We start from the raw sequence: 16401 nt of genomic DNA on the forward strand, positions 1-16401 counted from the left end.
CTCGGGCAACGTGATCCCTGTGAACGTCCGGCTCCGGGAGTGGCGCGAGGGCGACGCGCCCGCCGTGCTCCGCGCCTTCCAGGCGCCTGACCTGCGCCGGCAGGCGCCCTGGCCTGTTGTCACGCTCAAGGACGCCTGCGGGTGGATCGCGTCGTGGTCGGGGGTGGGGCACGCCTTCGCGGTGACGGTCGACGGGCCGGGCGGGGAGCAGGTCGTCGGGAATGTCGCGGTGGCCCGGATCGATGATCACGGCAACGGGTGGGTGTCCTACTGGGTGGTCCCCGAGGCCAGGGGCAAGGGGATCGCGGTCGCGGCCACCGAGTTGCTCGCGAGGTGGGCCTTTGACGAGCGCGGGCTCTATCGGCTTGAGCTGGGGCATCGTACGAACAATCCGGCTTCGTGCAGGGTCGCTACCAAGGCCGGGTTCCTGCCGGAGGGCATCGAGCGGGGCAAGCTCTGTTACGAGGGCGTCCGATACGACGTCGAGCGGCATGCGCGGCTGGCCACCGATGAGTGGTCAGGGTGGGGCGCGCTGAACTAACCTTTGCGGGTGGACAGCGAGAGTCTGGCCGCGGCCGGGCTGCTGGCGGCCCTGGGTCGGGCGTCGGAGATTCTCGCCGAATTACGTCATCCCTTCGTGAGAAGTGAGCGCTTCTCCTATTTCTTCCCGCCCGCGGGAGCCCGCGTCGGCGCCCTCTTCATGCTGCCCGACGGCCGTGAGGTGCGGTTCGAGGTCTCCATCGTCGCCTCCGGCAACGCCTTCCACGTGGAGGGCGGCATCACGGCCGAGGCCGAGACCCTGCTCGACCTGCCGCGCAAGAGCGTGCCGGGGATCCACGACGGGCTGGCCGTGTTCGACGACTACGCGGGGGAGGTGGCGGCTCCGGCGGCACGGGTGATCGAGCAGTTGCTGGAGGAATTGTCAGACAGCTAGGCAAATTGGGTGTCTGATTGTCTGACAATTACGGCATAATGGGGCCATGAGGAATGGAACCCTTGCCGTCGTGGGCGCTTCCGTGCTCTGGGGCACCGCCGGGACGGCCGGGTTGCTGGTCTCCGCCGACTCCGTGGCCCTGGCGGCCGCGCGGCTGGTGATCGGGGGTGCCGCTCTCGCGCTCCTGGCCGGGGCCGGCCTTCGCCGGGTCGTCCGGCCGGGGCTGCTGCTGGGAGCGGTCGCGGTGGCCGCGTACCAGCTGTGCTTCTTCGCCGCAGTCGGCCGCACCGGCGTGGCCATCGGCACCGTCGTCGCGATCGGCAGCGGGCCGGTCTTCACGGGGCTGCTCTCCTGGGTGCTGCACGGCCGCCGCCCCAGCGGGCGCTGGACCCTGGCCACCACCGCGGCCATCTGCGGCTGCGCGGCGCTGATCGCGGGCGGTGGCGCCGAGGCCGGTGCGCAGGTCGTCTCGGGGATCCTGTTCGCGCTGGTGGGCGGGCTGCTCTATGCCTTCTACGCCGTCATGGCGGCCCGGGCGATCGGCCAGGGCGGCGAGTCCAACGCGGTGATGGGCGTGATGTTCGGCGGGGCGGCGCTGATCATGCTGCCCGTGCTGGTGGTGAGCGGGGCCGGCTGGATGGCGGAGCCGCGCGCGCTGCTCGCCGTGCTCTACCTGGGGCTCGGGACCACGGCTCTGTCCTACTTCCTGTACGGCCGGGGCCTGCGCACCACCCCCGTGGCCACGGCCGCCACGCTGGCCCTGGCCGAGCCGGCCGTCGCCGCACTGCTCGGCCTGGTGGTGCTGGGCGAGCGGCTGGCCCCGGTCTCGGTGGCCGGGCTGGTGCTGCTGGGCCTCAGCCTCGTGGCGGTGGCCGTACCAGACAAGAGGCCGGAAAGAAGCCCGGAAAGGGAGCTAGAGTCGCAGCCGTGACTTTGCCGCTCAGACCCGTCTCCACCGTCGGCGCGCTCGCCGACGCCCTGCGCAGCAGGGTGTTGTCCGGCGAGATCCCACCCGGCACCGCGCTGCCCGAGCAGGAGATCGCCGCGGCGTACGGCGTCGCCAGGCCGACCGTGCGCGAGGCGCTGGCGAGCCTGGTCAACGAGGGAGTGCTCAGGCGCGAACGCAACCGCAGTGCCTATGTCCCGGAAGTGACGCTTTCGGACCTCGAAGACCTCATGTACGTCCGCCGCCCCCTGGAGGACCTCATGGCGCGGGCCGTGGCGGGGCGGACGGTGCCGGGGGCCGAGGCCGCGTTGCACCGGATGGCCGCCCTGCCCCACGACGCGCCCTGGTCGGAGACCGTGGCCGAGCACATGGCGCTGCACCAGGCGCTGATCGAGGCGGTCGGCAGCCCGCGGCTGGAGCGGCTCTACGGCGCGCTGTCCGCCGAGACCAGGCTCGGGCTGGTGCGGCTGCGCGAGGTGTACAAGGACCGCGACGTGCTGATCAGCGAGCATCGCGAGCTGCTCGACGCCATCGCGGACGGGCCGCAGGAGGCGGCGCGGGCGGCCGTGGCGGCACATCTCAGCCACTCCTGGGGCGGTGAGGGGGCGGGGTCATTGAGCCGGCCCGCCGGAGGGTGACGGCGGGGTGATTGAGGTGATTGGGGTGCGCATGAGCACCATTGAGCGCGAACCCTTGCGGGACTGCCCCGGAACTCGCAAGAATCGCGGCCATGCACGGCAATCCGATGCCGGACTCCTACGTGTATGTCACGGAAGAGGGCGTCACTCGTCACTATGCGGACGGTAGCGTCGAAGCCCTCGCCTGGGAGGACGTGGTGGAGGTCCGTGTCGTCACCGAATCCGGGGAAGACGTCCTCTACATCCTGCTCGATCGCGACGGCGAAGGTTGTGTCGTACCGCGCTCGGCCACGGACGCCACGTTCCTCGCGCGCCTGCGCTACCTGCCCGATTTCGACCTCGACCGGCTGACCCTGGCCGCCGACTCCGCGCACGACGGGGTGGTGGTCGTCTGGCGCAGCCCGGATCCGCCGTCGGCGCTGCCGGACCTCGAGTACGACTAGCCGCTTCACGCAACGGCAACCTGCTGAAATGTCGCCGTAAAACTTCCATTTCCCTACGGAACTGCTGCCACTTGTGGACCGTTCCGTCAACCCCTCCGGCAGCCCGGCAATCGTCCGATTGTGGACGTTTGACGTTATTCCCCGCGCCGGACTCGATCTTTACTCTTTAGTGGGGGCCGCCGCCCTTGTTGTGCGTGGGACTTGTCAACCCATGTGGTTCAAGGAACGTCAAGTTATCGCGGTGCACAGAGTTGTCAGGGTGGTGCTATGAGGGTGGGGACTGGGGAGTCCGCTGTCGTGCTCCTCGAGGCCGTACCACGCCGCGCGTCCAGCATCTGGACGCGGGCGTATTTACGGCTCCTGTTATGCGGGGACACGATCTGCGTGCTGCTCGCATGCGTATGCGTGCTGGGCATCCGGCTGATCGCCGGCGCGTACATTCCACTGGCCGAATACCTGCTGGGGTTCGGTCTCGTCATCGCCTGGCCGGTCGCGCTCCTGATGAGCGGGGCGTATCGCCAGCGCGCCAACGGCGAGGGAACGGAGGAGTTCAAGGCCGTCTTCAACGGCGGCATCGGCCTGATGGCCACCGTCGCCATCATGGCCTACGCCACGCAGGCGGTGATCGCGCGCAGCTTCGTGATGGCGATGCTGCCGCTGGCCCTGCTGATCACGCTCTATTACCGCTACCGGATGCGCAAACGACTCCACCGAAGGAGAGCGGTGGGCGACTACATGCGCCAGGTCATAGCGGTCGGGCACCGGGAGTCGATCCTCGACCTGGTGGTGCAGTTCAGGCGGCAGCCGTATCACGGAATGCGGGTGGTGGGAGCCTGCCTTCCGGACAACGCGCTCGACGTCGACGTGGACGGCATTCCGGTCCTGGGCTCCTTCGCCGACGTGGCGAGCGCGGTCGAGCGGCAGCAGGCGGACGCCGTGGCGGTGCTGGCCTGCCCGGAGCTGGACGGGGCGGCGCTGCGCCGGCTGGCCTGGAGCCTGGAGACCGCGCGCACCGATCTCTTCGTGGCCCCCGCCCTTCTCGACGTGGCCGGGCCGCGCATCAGCATCAGGCCGGTCGCGGGGATGCCGCTCCTGCACGTGGAGCATCCCGAGTTCGACGGCATGCGGCAGTTCGTGAAGACGGTCTTCGACCGCCTGGTGGCGGGGGCCGCGCTCGTGGTGCTGGCCCTGCCGCTGCTGGCGATCGCGGTGGTGATCCGCATGACGAGCCCGGGTGCCGCCCTGTTCCACCAGGTGCGGATCGGCAAAAGCGGCAAAGAGTTCCGTGTCGTGAAATTTCGTACGATGGTGGTTGATGCGGAACGACTCAAGAGCGCGTTACTCGACGCGAACGAGTTCGACGGGGTGCTCTTCAAGATTAGGAACGATCCAAGGATCACTCGGGTAGGCGCTTTCCTGCGGAAATACTCCCTCGACGAGCTGCCTCAACTGCTCAATGTCCTCCGCGGAGAGATGTCCCTCGTCGGCCCCCGCCCGCCGCTGCCGGAAGAGGTGGGCAAGTACGGCGCCGACGTCCGCCGCCGCCTGGTGGTCAAGCCGGGCATGACCGGGTTGTGGCAGGTCAGCGGTCGCTCCGACCTGACCTGGGAGGAGTCCGTACGCCTCGACCTGCGGTACGTGGAGAACTGGTCGCTCATCCTCGACCTGCAGATCCTGTGGAAGACCTGGTCCGTCGTCACCCGTGGAGAAGGGGCGTACTAACGGTGAAAGCACTCGTGCTCGCCGGGGGGTCGGGCACACGGCTACGACCCATCACCCATACCTCGGCCAAGCAACTGGTCCCGGTCGCGAACAAACCGGTCCTGTTCTACGGGCTGGAGGCCATCGCGGCCGCCGGGATCCAGGAGCTGGGCCTGGTCGTGGGGGACACGCACGCGGAGATCGAGGAGGCGGTGGGCGACGGCTCGGCATTCGGGCTGCAGGTGACGTACCTGCGGCAGGAGGCGCCGCTCGGGCTGGCCCACGGCGTGCTGATCGCCCGCGACTACCTGGGCGACGACGACTTCGTCATGTACCTGGGCGACAACTTCATCGTCGGCGGCATCAACGACCTGGTGCACAGGTTCGCCAGGGAGCGGCCCGCCGCCCAGATCATGCTGACCCAGGTCGGCGACCCGCGCCAGTTCGGGGTCGCCGAGCTCGACGCCGCGGGCCGCGTGATCGGCCTGGAGGAGAAGCCGGCCCGGCCCAAGAGCGACCTGGCGCTGGTCGGCGTCTACCTGTTCAGCCCGGCCGTGCACGCGGCGGTGGCGGAGCTCAAGCCGTCGTGGCGGGGCGAGCTGGAGATCACCGACGCCATCCAGTGGCTGATCGAGGCCGGGATGCGCGTCGAGTCCTCGGTGATCTCGGGCTACTGGAAGGACACCGGCAACGTCACCGACATGCTGGAGGTCAACCGGCTGGTCCTGGAGTCGGTGGAGCGGCGGATCCAGGGGCACGTGGACGCGGCCAGCGAGCTCATCGGCCGCGTCGCGATCGAGCCGGGCGCGGTGGTCGAGCGGTCCCGGGTCGTCGGCCCGGCGATCATCGGCGCGGGCGCCCGGATCCAGGACAGCTACGTCGGCCCGTACACCTCGATCGGCGCCGCCTGCGCCATCATCGGCAGCGAGATCGAGTACTCGATCGTGCTGCCCCGGGCCTCCATCGCCGGGGTCGGCCGCATCGAGTCGTCGCTGATCGGCCACGACGTCGAGGTCACCCCCGCGCCCAACACGCCCAGAGCCCACCGTCTGGTGCTGGGCGATCACAGCAAGGTACAGATCAGTTCATGACAAGAATTCTGGTGACGGGTGGTGCGGGATTCATCGGCTCCCACTTCGTCCGGAACCTCCATGACGGGTACGTGACGGTCCTCGACAAGCTCACGTACGCCGGGAACCGCGCCAACCTCGACGGGGTGCGGCACGAGTTCGTGCACGGGGACATCTGCGACGCCGACCTGCTGGCCGACCTGGTCCCCGGGCACGACCTGGTGGTGAACTTCGCCGCCGAGTCCCACGTGGACCGCTCGATCGAGGGCGCCGCCGAGTTCATGCGCACCAACGCGCTCGGCACCCAGACGCTGCTCCAGGCGTGCCTGGAGGCCGAGGTGCCGAAGGTGGTGCAGGTGTCGACCGACGAGGTCTACGGCTCGATCGACATCGGCTCCTGGGACGAGGCCGCGCCGGTGCGGCCCCGCTCGCCGTACGCGGCGTCGAAGGCGAGCGGCGACCTGATCGCCCGCGCGTACGCGATCACGTACGGCCTGAACGTCTCGATCACCCGCTGCGGCAACAACTACGGCCCCAGGCAGTATCCCGAGAAGGTCATCCCGCTGTTCATCACGAACCTGCTGCAGGGCAGGAAGGTGCCGCTGTACGGGGACGGCGGCAACGTACGGGACTGGATCCACGTCGAGGACCACTGCGCGGGCATCCGCCTGGTCGCCGAGAAGGGCGGCCCGGGCGAGGTCTACCACATCGCGGGCACCGCGGAGCTGACCAACAAGGAGCTCACCACGCGCCTGCTCGAAGCCTGCGGCCAGGACTGGGACATGGTCGAGTACGTCGCCGACCGCAAGGGCCACGACCGCAGGTACTCCCTGGACGACGCCAAGCTGCGGGCCCTCGGCTACCGGCCGGAGGTCCCGTTCGAGCAGGGGCTCAAGGACACCGTCCGCTGGTACGCCGAGCACCGCGACTGGTGGGCCCGGTAGTGATCACCCGTTTATGCCAGGAGGCGGCATGAGGTGGCTCATCACGGGGGCGGGTGGCATGCTGGCCGCCGACGTCCTCGACCGGACCGCGCTGACCGGCGAGCCGGTGCTCGCGCTCGGCCGGGGCGAGCTGGACGTGCGCGACAGGCGGGCGGTGCACGACTTCGTCTCCGCCTACCGGCCCCGAGCCGTGATCAACTGTGCCGCCTGGACCGCGGTGGACGACGCCGAGACGCACGAGGCCGAGGCGCTGGCGGTCAACGGGAGCGCGGTGCGCTGGCTGGCCGAGGCGTGCGACCGGGTCGGGGCCCGGCTCCTGCACGTCTCCACCGACTACGTCTTCGCGGGGACCGGCCTCCTGCCCTACCCGGAGGACGCGCCGACGGGGCCGGTGAACGCCTACGGCAGGACCAAGCTGGCGGGCGAGCGGGCGGCGCTGGAGCACGGGCACTACGTGGTGCGCAGCGCCTGGCTGTACGGGGCGCACGGCGCCAACTTCGCGCGGACCATGATCAGGCTGGCCGGGGAGCGGCGGACCCTGAACGTGGTCGACGACCAGCGCGGTCAGCCCACGTGGAGCGCCGATCTGGCCGACTACCTCGTCCGGCTCGCGCAGTCGGACCTGCCGCCGGGCGTCTATCACGGCACGAGCGAGGGCGAGACGACCTGGTGCGGGTTCGCCAAGGAGATCTTCACGCTGCTGGGCGAGGATCCCGGACGGGTGTGTCCGGTGCCGACCTCGTCCTTCCCGCGCCCCGCCGCCCGCCCGGCGAACAGCGTGCTGGCGCACACCCGGTGGGAGCCGATCCGGCACTGGCGCGCGGCGCTGCACGCGGCCTGGCCCGTCCTGTCGAGGAGCCGTCAGTGCAGCGTGGCGTAGAACTCCCGGCACACCTGGTAGTCGGGCAGCAGCCCGGTCGCGAGCGCCTCGTCGAGGGAGGGCGCCTTGGCGTCCTTCTCCGACAGCACGGGCGCCACGCCGGCCGGCCAGCCGATCGACAGGGCCGGGTCGAGCGGGTGGATGCCGTGCTCGCGGCCCGGCGCGTACGGCTCCGAGCACAGGTACGCCACCGTCGCCTGTTCGCTGAGCGCCATGAACGCGTGGCCCAGCCCCTCGGCGATCAGCACGGCGCTCCGCGTCTCGTCGTCCAGCGTCAGGGCCTCCCACCGGCCGAAGGTGGGGGATCCCACGCGGATGTCCACGACGACGTCCATGACGCTGCCCGACAGGCACATCACGTATTTCGCCTGCCCCGGCGGCACGTCGGCGAAGTGCACGCCACGCAGCACGCCGCGGGCGGACACGGAGCAGTTGACCTGGGCCAGCTCGAACCGTCGCGGCAGGTCGGCCGCGCGGTAGGCCTCGAAGAACGAGCCACGGGGGTCGGCGTGGACGAGCGGCGTGTGGCGCCAGGCGCCGTCGATGCCGAGGGGATCCATGATCCGACAGTAACGAGACCACCGGGCCGAGCGGAACATCAACTTCTTGGAGCATGTGGATGAAGACTTGCCGGTTATGCGGCTCGACCGACCTCACGGGCGTGGTCGACCTGGGGGCGACGCCGCCCTGCGAGCGGTTCCTCACGGCGGAGCAGCTCGACGAGCCCGAGCTGACCTATCCGCTGCACCTGCGCGTGTGCACGTCGTGCTGGCTGGCGCAGATCCCGCCGCTGATCACCCCCGAGGAGACCTTCACCGACTACGCCTACTTCTCCTCCTACTCCGCCTCCTGGGTGGAGCACGCGCGCTCCTTCGTGGCGGGGCTCGACCTGCGGCCGGACTCGTTCGTGGTGGAGGTGGCCAGCAACGACGGCTACCTGCTGCGGCACGTGCTGGACCGGGGGGCGCGCTGCCTGGGCATCGAGCCGTCGGTCAACGTGGGCCAGGCCGCCAGGGAGCGCGGGGTGCCGACGGTGACGGCGTTCCTCACGCCGGAGAGCGCCCGGGCCGTGGTGCGGGAGCACGGCACCGCGGACCACGTGGTCGCCAACAACGTCTACGCGCACATCCCCGACGTGATCGGCTTCACCGAGGGGCTGCGCACGCTGGTCGCCGACGACGGCTCGGTCTCGATCGAGGTGCAGCACCTGCTCACGCTGATGCAGCTCAACCAGTACGACACGATCTACCACGAGCACTTCCAGTACTACACGGTCGCCTCCGCGCAGCGCGCGCTGGCCAGTGGCGGCCTGACGCTGGTGGACGTGGAGCTGCTGACCACGCATGGCGGCTCGATCCGGCTGTGGGCCCGGCCGTCGGGCACGCCCTCGCAGCGGGTGGCCGACGTGCTGGCGATGGAGAAGGCGGCGGGGCTGCACGACATCTCCGGCTACATCGACTTCACGGAGCGGGTGGCCAAGGTCCGGCGCGACCTGCTGAGCTTCCTCGTCGCCGCCGCCGAGGACGGCAGCACGGTGGTCGGGTACGGGGCGCCGGGCAAGGGCAACACGCTGCTCAACCACTGCGGGGTCCGGCCGGACCTGCTGCCGTACACCGTGGACCGCAACCCGTACAAGCACGGGAGGTTCACCCCGGGCGCCCGGATCCCGATCTTCCCGCCCGAGCGCATCGCCGCCGACCGGCCGGACTACGTCCTCGTCCTGCCCTGGAACCTGCGTGACGAGCTGGTCGACCAGCTCTCCTACATCCGCGACTGGGGCGGCCGGCTGGTCTTCCCCATCCCCACGCTGGAGGTCGTGTGAAGGTCGTCCTCTTCTGCGGCGGTCGCGGCACCCGGATGCGCAGCGACCTGCCCGGCGGCGACATGCCGAAGCCGATGCAGTTCGTCGGCCCGCGCCCGCTGGTCTGGCATGTGATGCGCTACTACGCGCACTTCGGGCACAAGGAGTTCATCCTGTGCCTGGGCTACGGCGCGCAGCACATCAAGGACTTCTTCCTGACGTACAAGGAGACGGCGTCGAACGACTTCGTCCTGCGTAACGGCCGGGCCGAGCTGTTATCCACGGATATTTCGGATTGGTCGGTCTCGCTGATCGACACCGGGCTCGACTCGTCGATCGGCGAACGGCTGCGCCGGGTGCGCCCGCACCTGGACGGCGACGAGATGTTCCTGGCCAACTACGCCGACGTGCTCACCGACGCCCCGCTGCCCGACATCATCGACCGCTTCACCGCCTCCGACGCCGGCGCCTCGATGATGGTGGTCCCGCCCACGAACACCTTCCACGTCATCGACGTCAGCGAGGGCGGCCTGGTGGGCGGCATCACCCCGGTCAGCGAGATGCCGCTCTGGGTCAACGGCGGCTTCTTCGTGCTGCGCCAGGAGGTCTTCGAGCACATCCCGGAGCAGGGCGACCTGGTCGCGGACGGCTGCGCCGAGCTGGCCAAGCGCGGGCGGCTGATGGCGTACCCGCACCGGGGCTACTGGCGGCCGAGCGACACCGTGAACCAGCGCCTGGAGCTGGACCGCTCGTGGGCCCGCGGCGAGCGGCCGTGGGCGTTGTGGGAAACGTGATCGGCCTGCGGCCCGCGCGTACGGACGCGGTCGTGGCCCTGGGCGCGCACTGCGACGACCTCGCGATCGGGGCGGGCGGGAGCCTGCTCACGCTCTGCGCCGCGCGCCCCGGGCTTCGCGTGGACGCGCTCGTGCTGTCCGGCGGCGGCACCGAGCGCGAGCGCGAGGAGCGGGCCGCGCTCGCCGCGTTCTGCCCCGGCGCCGACCTCCGGCTCACCGTGCTCAAGATCCCGGACGGCCGCCTGCCCGCGCACTGGGACGAGGCCAAGAACGCCCTGGAGGACCTGCGGGCCGCCCAGCCCGCCCCCGACCTGATCGTCGCGCCCTGGCGCGGCGATGCCCACCAGGACCACCGCGGCCTGGCCGAGCTCGTGCCCACGGTCTACCGCGACCATCTCGTGCTCGGCTACGAGATCGTCAAGTGGGACGGCGACCTCGGCCGCCCCTCGGTCCACCACCCGCTCGCCGACGAGGTGGCCGAGGCCAAGGTGCGGCTGCTGCAGGAGCACTACCCCTCACAGAGACACCGCCCCTGGTACGACAGGGAGGCGTTCCTCGGGCTCGCCCGCATCCGCGGCATCGAGTGCGGGGCCCGCTACGCCGAGGCCTTCCACGTGACCAAGCTGACCATCGATCTTGCTGGAGACTGACGTGCGGATCCTATTGACCGGGCACCAGGGCTACCTGGGCAGCGTGATGGCCCCCGTGCTGGCGGCGGCCGGACACGAGGTGATCGGCCTCGACTCGGGCCTGTTCGCCGACTGCGTGCTCGGCCCCCCTCCGGCCGACCCGCCCGGCCACGCCGTGGACCTGCGGGACGTGCCGCCGGACCTGCTGACCGGCATCGACGCGGTGGCTCACCTGGCCGCGCTCTCCAACGACCCGCTCGGCTCGCTCGCGCCGGAGCTGACCTACGACATCAACCACCACGCCTCGGTACGGCTGGCCCGCCTGGCCAAGGAGGCCGGGGTGCGCAGGTTCCTGTACGCCTCCACTTGCTCGGTCTACGGCGCCTCGGGCGGCGACGACCTGGTGAACGAGGACGCGCCGCTCAAGCCGGTCACCCCGTACGCCGAGTCGAAGGTGCGCGTCGAGGAGGACCTGGTGGGGCTGGCCGACGCCGACTTCACCCCGGTCTTCATGCGCAACGCCACGGCCTTCGGCTTCTCGCCCCGGCTCCGGGCGGACATCGTGCTGAACAACCTGGTGGGGCACGCCGTGCTGACCGGGGAGGTGCGGGTGCTGTCGGACGGGACGCCGTGGCGGCCGCTGGTGCACGCCCGCGACATCGCCGAGGCGTTCCTGCGCGCGCTGGACGCGCCGCGCGAGGCCGTGCACGCGCGGGCCTTCAACATCGGCACCGAGGGCAACAACGTGACCGTGGCCGAGATCGCCGCGGAGGTGGCCGAGGCCGTGCCGGGCTCCCGGCTGGTGATCACCGGTGAGGCCGGCAACGACCCCCGCTCCTACCGGGTGGACTTCGCGCGGGTACGGGCGGCGCTGCCCGGCTACGAGGCCCGCTGGACGGTCAAGGCGGGCGCGGCCGAGCTGGCCGAGGCCTACCGTGAGCACGGGCTGACCAGGCACGACTTCGACCGCCGCTTCACGCGCCTGGCCAGGCTGTCGGACCGCAGGCTCGACGGGACGATCGGCGAAGAGCTGCGACCATGACGGGGGCCGAGCTGCACGCCCTGGTCGAGCGCCTGTACCCGCTGTGCAGGAGCATCACCGGCGACGGCGTGCGGGCCACGCTGGAGATCGTCGGCGAGCACGTCCCGCTGGAGATCACCGAGGTGCCGACCGGGACGGAGGTGCTCGACTGGACGGTGCCCAAGGAGTGGAACATCCGCGACGCCTACGTCAAGGACGCCACGGGGCGCCGGGTCGTCGACTTCCGCGAGTCGAACCTGCACGTGGTGGGCTACAGCGTGCCGGTGTCGGGGACGTACTCGCTGGCCGAGCTGCGCCCGCGCCTGCACACGCTGCCCGAGCAGCCCGATCTGATCCCTTACCGGACCGGTTACTACGCCGAGACCTGGGGCTTCTGCCTGCGCCAGAGCACGCTCGAAGCGCTGGACGAGGGGCCGTACGAGGTGCTGATCGACTCGACGCTCCAGGACGGCTCGCTGACCATCGCCGAGCACGTCGTCCCCGGCAGGACCGAGGAGGAGGTGGTCATCTCCTGCCACACCTGCCATCCGTCGCTGGCCAACGACAACCTGGCCGGCATCGCGGTGGCGACGGGCCTGGCCCGGCGGCTGGCCGGGCAGCGGGGGCGGCCCCGGTTCACCTATCGCTTCCTGTTCATGCCGGGCACGATCGGCGCGATCACCTGGCTGGCGCTGAACAGGGAGCGCGTGCACCGGATCGCGCACGGGCTCACGCTGGCCTGCGCGGGTGATCCGGGGTCGCTCACGTACAAGCGCAGCAGGCGCGGCGACGCCGGCATCGACCGGGCCGTGACGCACGTGCTCAAGGACCGGCCGCACGACGTGCTGCCGTTCTCACCGTACGGCTACGACGAGCGGCAGTTCTGCTCGCCGGGCTTCAACCTGCCGTTCGGCAGCCTCACCAGGACGCCGTACGCCGGATATCCGGAATATCACACGTCGGGAGACAACCCGAATTTCGTCACCCCCACCGCCCTGGCCGACACGCTGGAGACGCTCTGGCAGGTCACCCGGGTGCTGGAGGGAGATCGCACCTTGCTCAACCTCAGCCCTTACGGCGAACCGCAACTGGGCCGACGTGGCCTGTACGGCTCGCTCGGAGGGCGGAGTGACACGAAACAGGCGCAGATGGCGATGTTATGGGTGTTGAACCTGTCCGACGGGGAGCACAGCCTGCTCGACATCGCCCAGCGCTCCGACATGCCGTTCGCCGCGCTGGAGGACGCGGCTCAGGCGCTGCTGGCGGCCGGACTGGTCAAGGAGATGGCGTGCTGAACTTCAGGGTCGGAGACCTGGTGGAAGTACGAAGCGAGGCCGAGATCCTCGCCACGCTGGACGAGCGTGGCGAGCTCGACGGGCTGCCGTTCATGCCCGAGATGCTGGCCTACTGCGGCCGGCGGCTCACCGTGCACAAAGTGGCGCACAAGCTGTGCGACACCCAGGCCCGCACCGGGCTGCGCAAGATGGAGCGCGCCGTTCACCTGACGGGGGCCCGTTGCGACGGGTCCGCGCACGGTGGCTGCCAGACCGCCTGCTCCCTGTACTGGAAGGAGGCCTGGATCAGGCGGGTGGCGGGCGAGCCCGCGCCGCCGGTCCAGGAGCCGCGGCTGCTGCCGCTGCTCGAGGTCAACACGCGCAAGCCGACCGGCGACGGCGGAGCGGAACGTTTCGCCTGCCAGGCCACCGAGCTGCTGCGGGCCGCGCCGACGTGCCTGCCGCTCAAGAACGTCACGCAGTACGTCACCGACGTGCGCTCGGGCAACGTGGGCCCGCTCAGGACCCTGCAGAGCCTGGCCATCGGGCTGTTCAACCGGCTGCAGCACCTGGCCAGGCGCGTGCTGCCGCGGCGGCTGTGGCTCAGGGGCGGGCTGCCGTGGGGCTTCCTCAAGGGCCGGGTCACCGGCCCCACGCCCGCGCAGACCCTCGACCTGCGCCCGGGAGAGCTGGTCAGGGTCAAGCCCAAGGAGGAGATCCTCAAGACGCTCAACGCCGACCTGCTCAACCGCGGCATGGGCTTCGAGCAGGAGATGGCCCGCTACTGCGGGCGGACGGCGCGCGTGCAGGCCAGGGTCGAGCGGTGCATCGACGAGAAGACCGGCGCGATGCTGCACATGAAGAACCCGTGCATCGTGCTCGAGGAAGTCGTCTGCGAGGGGGTGCACAGCCTCAACTGCCCCCGCGAGTTCGTGCCGTTCTGGCGGGAGATCTGGCTGGAACGAGCGGTATGAAAAGGCGGGAATGAACGAGAACGTCGAATCCATCGGCCGCAAGGCGGGTCGTGGACTGCGATGGAGCCTCCTCGGGAACACGGTGACCAAGGCGGCCTCCTTCGTCATGAGCCTGGTGCTCGCGCGCCTCCTCGCGCCCGGGGACTTCGGTATATACGCGGTCGCCCTGGCGGCCACGCAGTTCGTCATGGTCGTCAAGGACGCGGGCATCATGGCCGCCGTCATCCAGTGGCGGGGGCGGCTCGACGAGATCGCGCCCACCGCCACGGTGCTCGCGTTCTTCTTCGCCTCCGGGCTCTACGGGCTGTTCTGGGCGGGGGCTCCGTACTTCTCCGCGCTGGCCGGCAGCGAGGAGGCGACCGGCGTCGTGCGGCTGCTCACCGCGGTCATCCTGGTCGAGGCCGTGACCGCGGTGCGCAGCGCCGCGCTGATGCGCGAGTTCGCGCAGGACAAGCTGGCCATCGCCAACCTGGCCGGCTTCGCCGTCAACGCCGCCCTGGCCATCACGCTGGCCGTGGGCGGCGCGGGCGCCTACAGCTTCGCCTGGGGCCAGCTGGCCGCGTCCGTGGTCACGGGTGTCATCGTTCTCGCCCTGGCCAGGATGCCCTTCGTGTACGGCTTCGACCGGGCCGTGGCCGGCCGGCTGCTGCGCTTCGGCCTGCCGTCGGCGGCCGGGTTCGGCCTGGAGGCCGTGCTGATGAACTCCAGCTTCGTCGTCGTGGGCGCCGTGCTCGGCGAGGTGCAGCTCGGCTACTACCTGCTCGCCTTCAACGTCTCCAGCTGGGTGCCCGGGCTGATCGGCACGGCGTTGCGCTACGTCTCCCTGCCCAGCTTCTCCCGCCTGGCCGAGGAGGGCGACTCGCTGTCGGAGGGCGTGCGGCGATCCGTCCCGCTGCTGCTGTCCTTCGTGCTGCCCGTGGCGCTGGTCATGGCCACGCTCGCGCATCCGCTCGTCGCGTTCCTCTACGAGCCCCGCTGGGACCCGGCGGCGGGGGTGCTGCGCTTCCTGGCCGTCGTCATGGTCGTGCGCATGATCACGTCGTTCCTGGCCACGGACATCCTCATCTCGGTCGGCGCGACCAAGAGCACGGTCTGGCTCAACCTCGGCTGGGCCATCGCGCTGCTGCCCGCGCTGCTGGCCGGCGCGCACTACGGCGGCATCAGGGGCGCGGCCATCGGCCACGCCGTCGTGGCCGTCCTCGTCGCGCTGCCGCTGAGCGTCCTGCTGCTGCACCGACAGGGCGTACGCGTCAAGCCGATCCTTCCCGGGCTGGTCCGCCCCGCGCTGGCGACGCTGGGGGCCGGCCTGCTCATGGTGCTGTTCACCGGGACGTTCGAGGGCGACCCGCTGCTCGAACTCCTCGTCGTCGGCGGTTCAGGGCTGCTCGTCTTCGCGCTGCTCGCCACGCCGCCGGCGACACTCCGACGACTGCTGAACCAAGGGAGGGCCCATGCCCGGCTCTGAACTGGTCTCGATCGCACTGCCGGTACGCAACGGCGCCGAACGGCTGGAAGGCGTGGTCGAATCGGTGCTCGCCCAGGACTACGGGCACCTGGAGCTGGTCATCTCGGACAACGCCTCCACCGACGGCACCGAGGAGCTGTGCAGGGACCTGGCCGCCGGCGACCGCCGGATCGTCTACCACCGGCACCCGCACAACGTCGGCCTGCTGAACAACTTCATGCACGCCGCGCGGATCTCCAAGGGCGCTTTCGTGCGCTGGATCGGCGACGACGACCGGCTGGACCCGGCCTGCCTCTCGCGGGCCATGGCGGCCTTCGCGGCCGACGAGCGGATCATCCTGGTCACCACCCAGGTCGGCTACACCGGGCCCGACGGGGTGACCAGGACCAGCCCGTACGAGGGCACGGGCCTGGGCTCGGACGACCCCGTGGAGCGCCTCTCCGAGCTGCTCCGGCTGCTCAACGAGAGCCCGCTGCTGATGGACCCGCTCTACGGGCTGCTGCGGCGTGGCCCGGCGACCGAGATCCCGCGGCGGAACATGCTGCGCGAGGACGAGGTCTTCGCCGCCAAGCTCGCGCTGGCCGGCCCGTGGGCGCACGTGCCCGAGGTGCTGGCGTACCGCAACACGCGGGTCGAGCGGATCGCGGGCGTCGCCCGCCGGCTCGACGTGCCGCCCTGGCAGGCCCGCCTGGCCAACACGCTCCAGCTGCGCGAGCTGTTGCGATGGGTGGCGGAGGCGGAGCTCACGCCGGAGCGGCGCCGCCGGGCGCGGTCCGCCGTGGTGCGCATGTACGCGCGCCGCCAGCGCCGTACGGTCGCGCACCGGAGCCGGAAATTGCTGGCAATGGCACGGCTGGTGTAACACGTCCAGTGAACAGCGCGATTTC

At 70.6% G+C, this 16401-nt stretch carries 18 protein-coding genes; 17 read left to right on the plus strand and 1 reads right to left on the minus strand.

Features of this window, described 5'->3' with window-relative positions; genetic code table 11:
• Positions 1 to 19: 19 nt before the first annotated feature.
• The 9 genes from ACTWPW_RS35315 (at position 20) to rfbD (ending at position 7556) form a co-directional block, all read left to right on the plus strand.
• Positions 20 to 541, plus strand: a complete 522-nt coding sequence (locus ACTWPW_RS35315) for a GNAT family N-acetyltransferase (RefSeq protein WP_364130560.1) — start codon at positions 20 to 22, stop codon at positions 539 to 541.
• 9 nt (positions 542 to 550) lie between these two features.
• Entirely contained in the window at positions 551 to 934 is a 384-nt protein-coding gene (locus ACTWPW_RS35320; protein ID WP_364130557.1) for a hypothetical protein, read from the plus strand.
• Positions 935 to 980: 46 nt separating this feature from the next.
• On the plus strand, positions 981 to 1865 hold the full coding sequence (locus ACTWPW_RS35325) for a DMT family transporter (RefSeq protein ID WP_443171181.1): 885 nt from the start codon (positions 981 to 983) through the stop codon (positions 1863 to 1865).
• Complete coding sequence (locus ACTWPW_RS35330; RefSeq protein WP_443171182.1) at positions 1862 to 2518, plus strand: GntR family transcriptional regulator; 657 nt, start codon at positions 1862 to 1864, stop codon at positions 2516 to 2518. Before ACTWPW_RS35325 ends, ACTWPW_RS35330 begins: the two co-directional genes overlap by 4 nt.
• 92 nt (positions 2519 to 2610) lie before the next feature.
• The gene (locus ACTWPW_RS35335) at positions 2611 to 2961 is read left to right on the plus strand and encodes a hypothetical protein (protein ID WP_148433120.1); all 351 of its coding nucleotides are present in this window, start codon (positions 2611 to 2613) and stop codon (positions 2959 to 2961) included.
• 267 nt (positions 2962 to 3228) lie between these two features.
• Positions 3229 to 4683 carry a sugar transferase gene (locus tag ACTWPW_RS35340; RefSeq protein WP_375114582.1) on the plus strand — a complete coding sequence of 485 codons (1455 nt, stop codon included), beginning with the start codon at positions 3229 to 3231 and terminating at the stop codon, positions 4681 to 4683.
• Positions 4684 to 4685: 2 nt separating this feature from the next.
• Positions 4686 to 5753, plus strand: a complete 1068-nt coding sequence (locus tag ACTWPW_RS35345) for a glucose-1-phosphate thymidylyltransferase (RefSeq protein ID WP_375114583.1) — start codon at positions 4686 to 4688, stop codon at positions 5751 to 5753.
• Positions 5750 to 6676 carry a dTDP-glucose 4,6-dehydratase gene (gene rfbB / locus ACTWPW_RS35350; RefSeq protein ID WP_364130543.1) on the plus strand — a complete coding sequence of 309 codons (927 nt, stop codon included), beginning with the start codon at positions 5750 to 5752 and terminating at the stop codon, positions 6674 to 6676. Before ACTWPW_RS35345 ends, rfbB begins: the two co-directional genes overlap by 4 nt.
• A 28-nt stretch (positions 6677 to 6704) precedes the next feature.
• Complete coding sequence (gene rfbD / locus ACTWPW_RS35355) at positions 6705 to 7556, plus strand: dTDP-4-dehydrorhamnose reductase (protein WP_443171183.1); 852 nt, start codon at positions 6705 to 6707, stop codon at positions 7554 to 7556.
• Here rfbD and ACTWPW_RS35360 read toward each other — a convergent pair.
• Complete coding sequence (locus ACTWPW_RS35360; RefSeq protein WP_375114586.1) at positions 7538 to 8116, minus strand: dTDP-4-dehydrorhamnose 3,5-epimerase family protein; 579 nt, start codon at positions 8114 to 8116, stop codon at positions 7538 to 7540. The two genes, rfbD and ACTWPW_RS35360, sit on opposite strands and share 19 nt — an antisense overlap.
• A 59-nt stretch (positions 8117 to 8175) precedes the next feature.
• Here ACTWPW_RS35360 and ACTWPW_RS35365 point away from each other — a divergent pair, with 59 nt between their 5' ends.
• From ACTWPW_RS35365 to ACTWPW_RS35400, 8 genes are read left to right on the plus strand one after another with little or no spacing between them, the layout of a single operon-like run.
• Complete coding sequence (locus ACTWPW_RS35365; RefSeq protein ID WP_375114587.1) at positions 8176 to 9378, plus strand: class I SAM-dependent methyltransferase; 1203 nt, start codon at positions 8176 to 8178, stop codon at positions 9376 to 9378.
• Positions 9375 to 10151 carry a glucose-1-phosphate cytidylyltransferase gene (locus tag ACTWPW_RS35370; RefSeq protein ID WP_375114588.1) on the plus strand — a complete coding sequence of 259 codons (777 nt, stop codon included), beginning with the start codon at positions 9375 to 9377 and terminating at the stop codon, positions 10149 to 10151. Before ACTWPW_RS35365 ends, ACTWPW_RS35370 begins: the two co-directional genes overlap by 4 nt.
• On the plus strand, positions 10130 to 10801 hold the full coding sequence (locus ACTWPW_RS35375; RefSeq protein WP_375114589.1) for a PIG-L deacetylase family protein: 672 nt from the start codon (positions 10130 to 10132) through the stop codon (positions 10799 to 10801). The genes ACTWPW_RS35370 and ACTWPW_RS35375 overlap by 22 nt, the downstream gene beginning before the upstream one ends.
• 1 nt (position 10802) lies before the next feature.
• On the plus strand, positions 10803 to 11822 hold the full coding sequence (locus tag ACTWPW_RS35380; RefSeq protein WP_375114590.1) for an NAD-dependent epimerase/dehydratase family protein: 1020 nt from the start codon (positions 10803 to 10805) through the stop codon (positions 11820 to 11822).
• Positions 11819 to 13096 (plus strand): DUF4910 domain-containing protein, encoded by a 1278-nt coding sequence (locus tag ACTWPW_RS35385; RefSeq protein ID WP_443171184.1) that lies wholly within the window; start codon positions 11819 to 11821, stop codon positions 13094 to 13096. Before ACTWPW_RS35380 ends, ACTWPW_RS35385 begins: the two co-directional genes overlap by 4 nt.
• On the plus strand, positions 13090 to 14049 hold the full coding sequence (locus tag ACTWPW_RS35390; protein ID WP_443171185.1) for a hypothetical protein: 960 nt from the start codon (positions 13090 to 13092) through the stop codon (positions 14047 to 14049). The genes ACTWPW_RS35385 and ACTWPW_RS35390 overlap by 7 nt, the downstream gene beginning before the upstream one ends.
• Before the next feature lie 10 nt (positions 14050 to 14059).
• A complete protein-coding gene (locus ACTWPW_RS35395; RefSeq protein ID WP_375114593.1) occupies positions 14060 to 15514 on the plus strand; it encodes an oligosaccharide flippase family protein in 1455 nt (484 codons plus the stop codon).
• Complete coding sequence (locus tag ACTWPW_RS35400; RefSeq protein WP_375114594.1) at positions 15501 to 16376, plus strand: glycosyltransferase family 2 protein; 876 nt, start codon at positions 15501 to 15503, stop codon at positions 16374 to 16376. Before ACTWPW_RS35395 ends, ACTWPW_RS35400 begins: the two co-directional genes overlap by 14 nt.
• Positions 16377 to 16401 lie beyond the last annotated feature (25 nt).

The organism is Nonomuraea sp. KM90 (genome assembly GCF_052246675.1).
Classification (GTDB): Bacteria; Actinomycetota; Actinomycetes; order Streptosporangiales; family Streptosporangiaceae; genus Nonomuraea.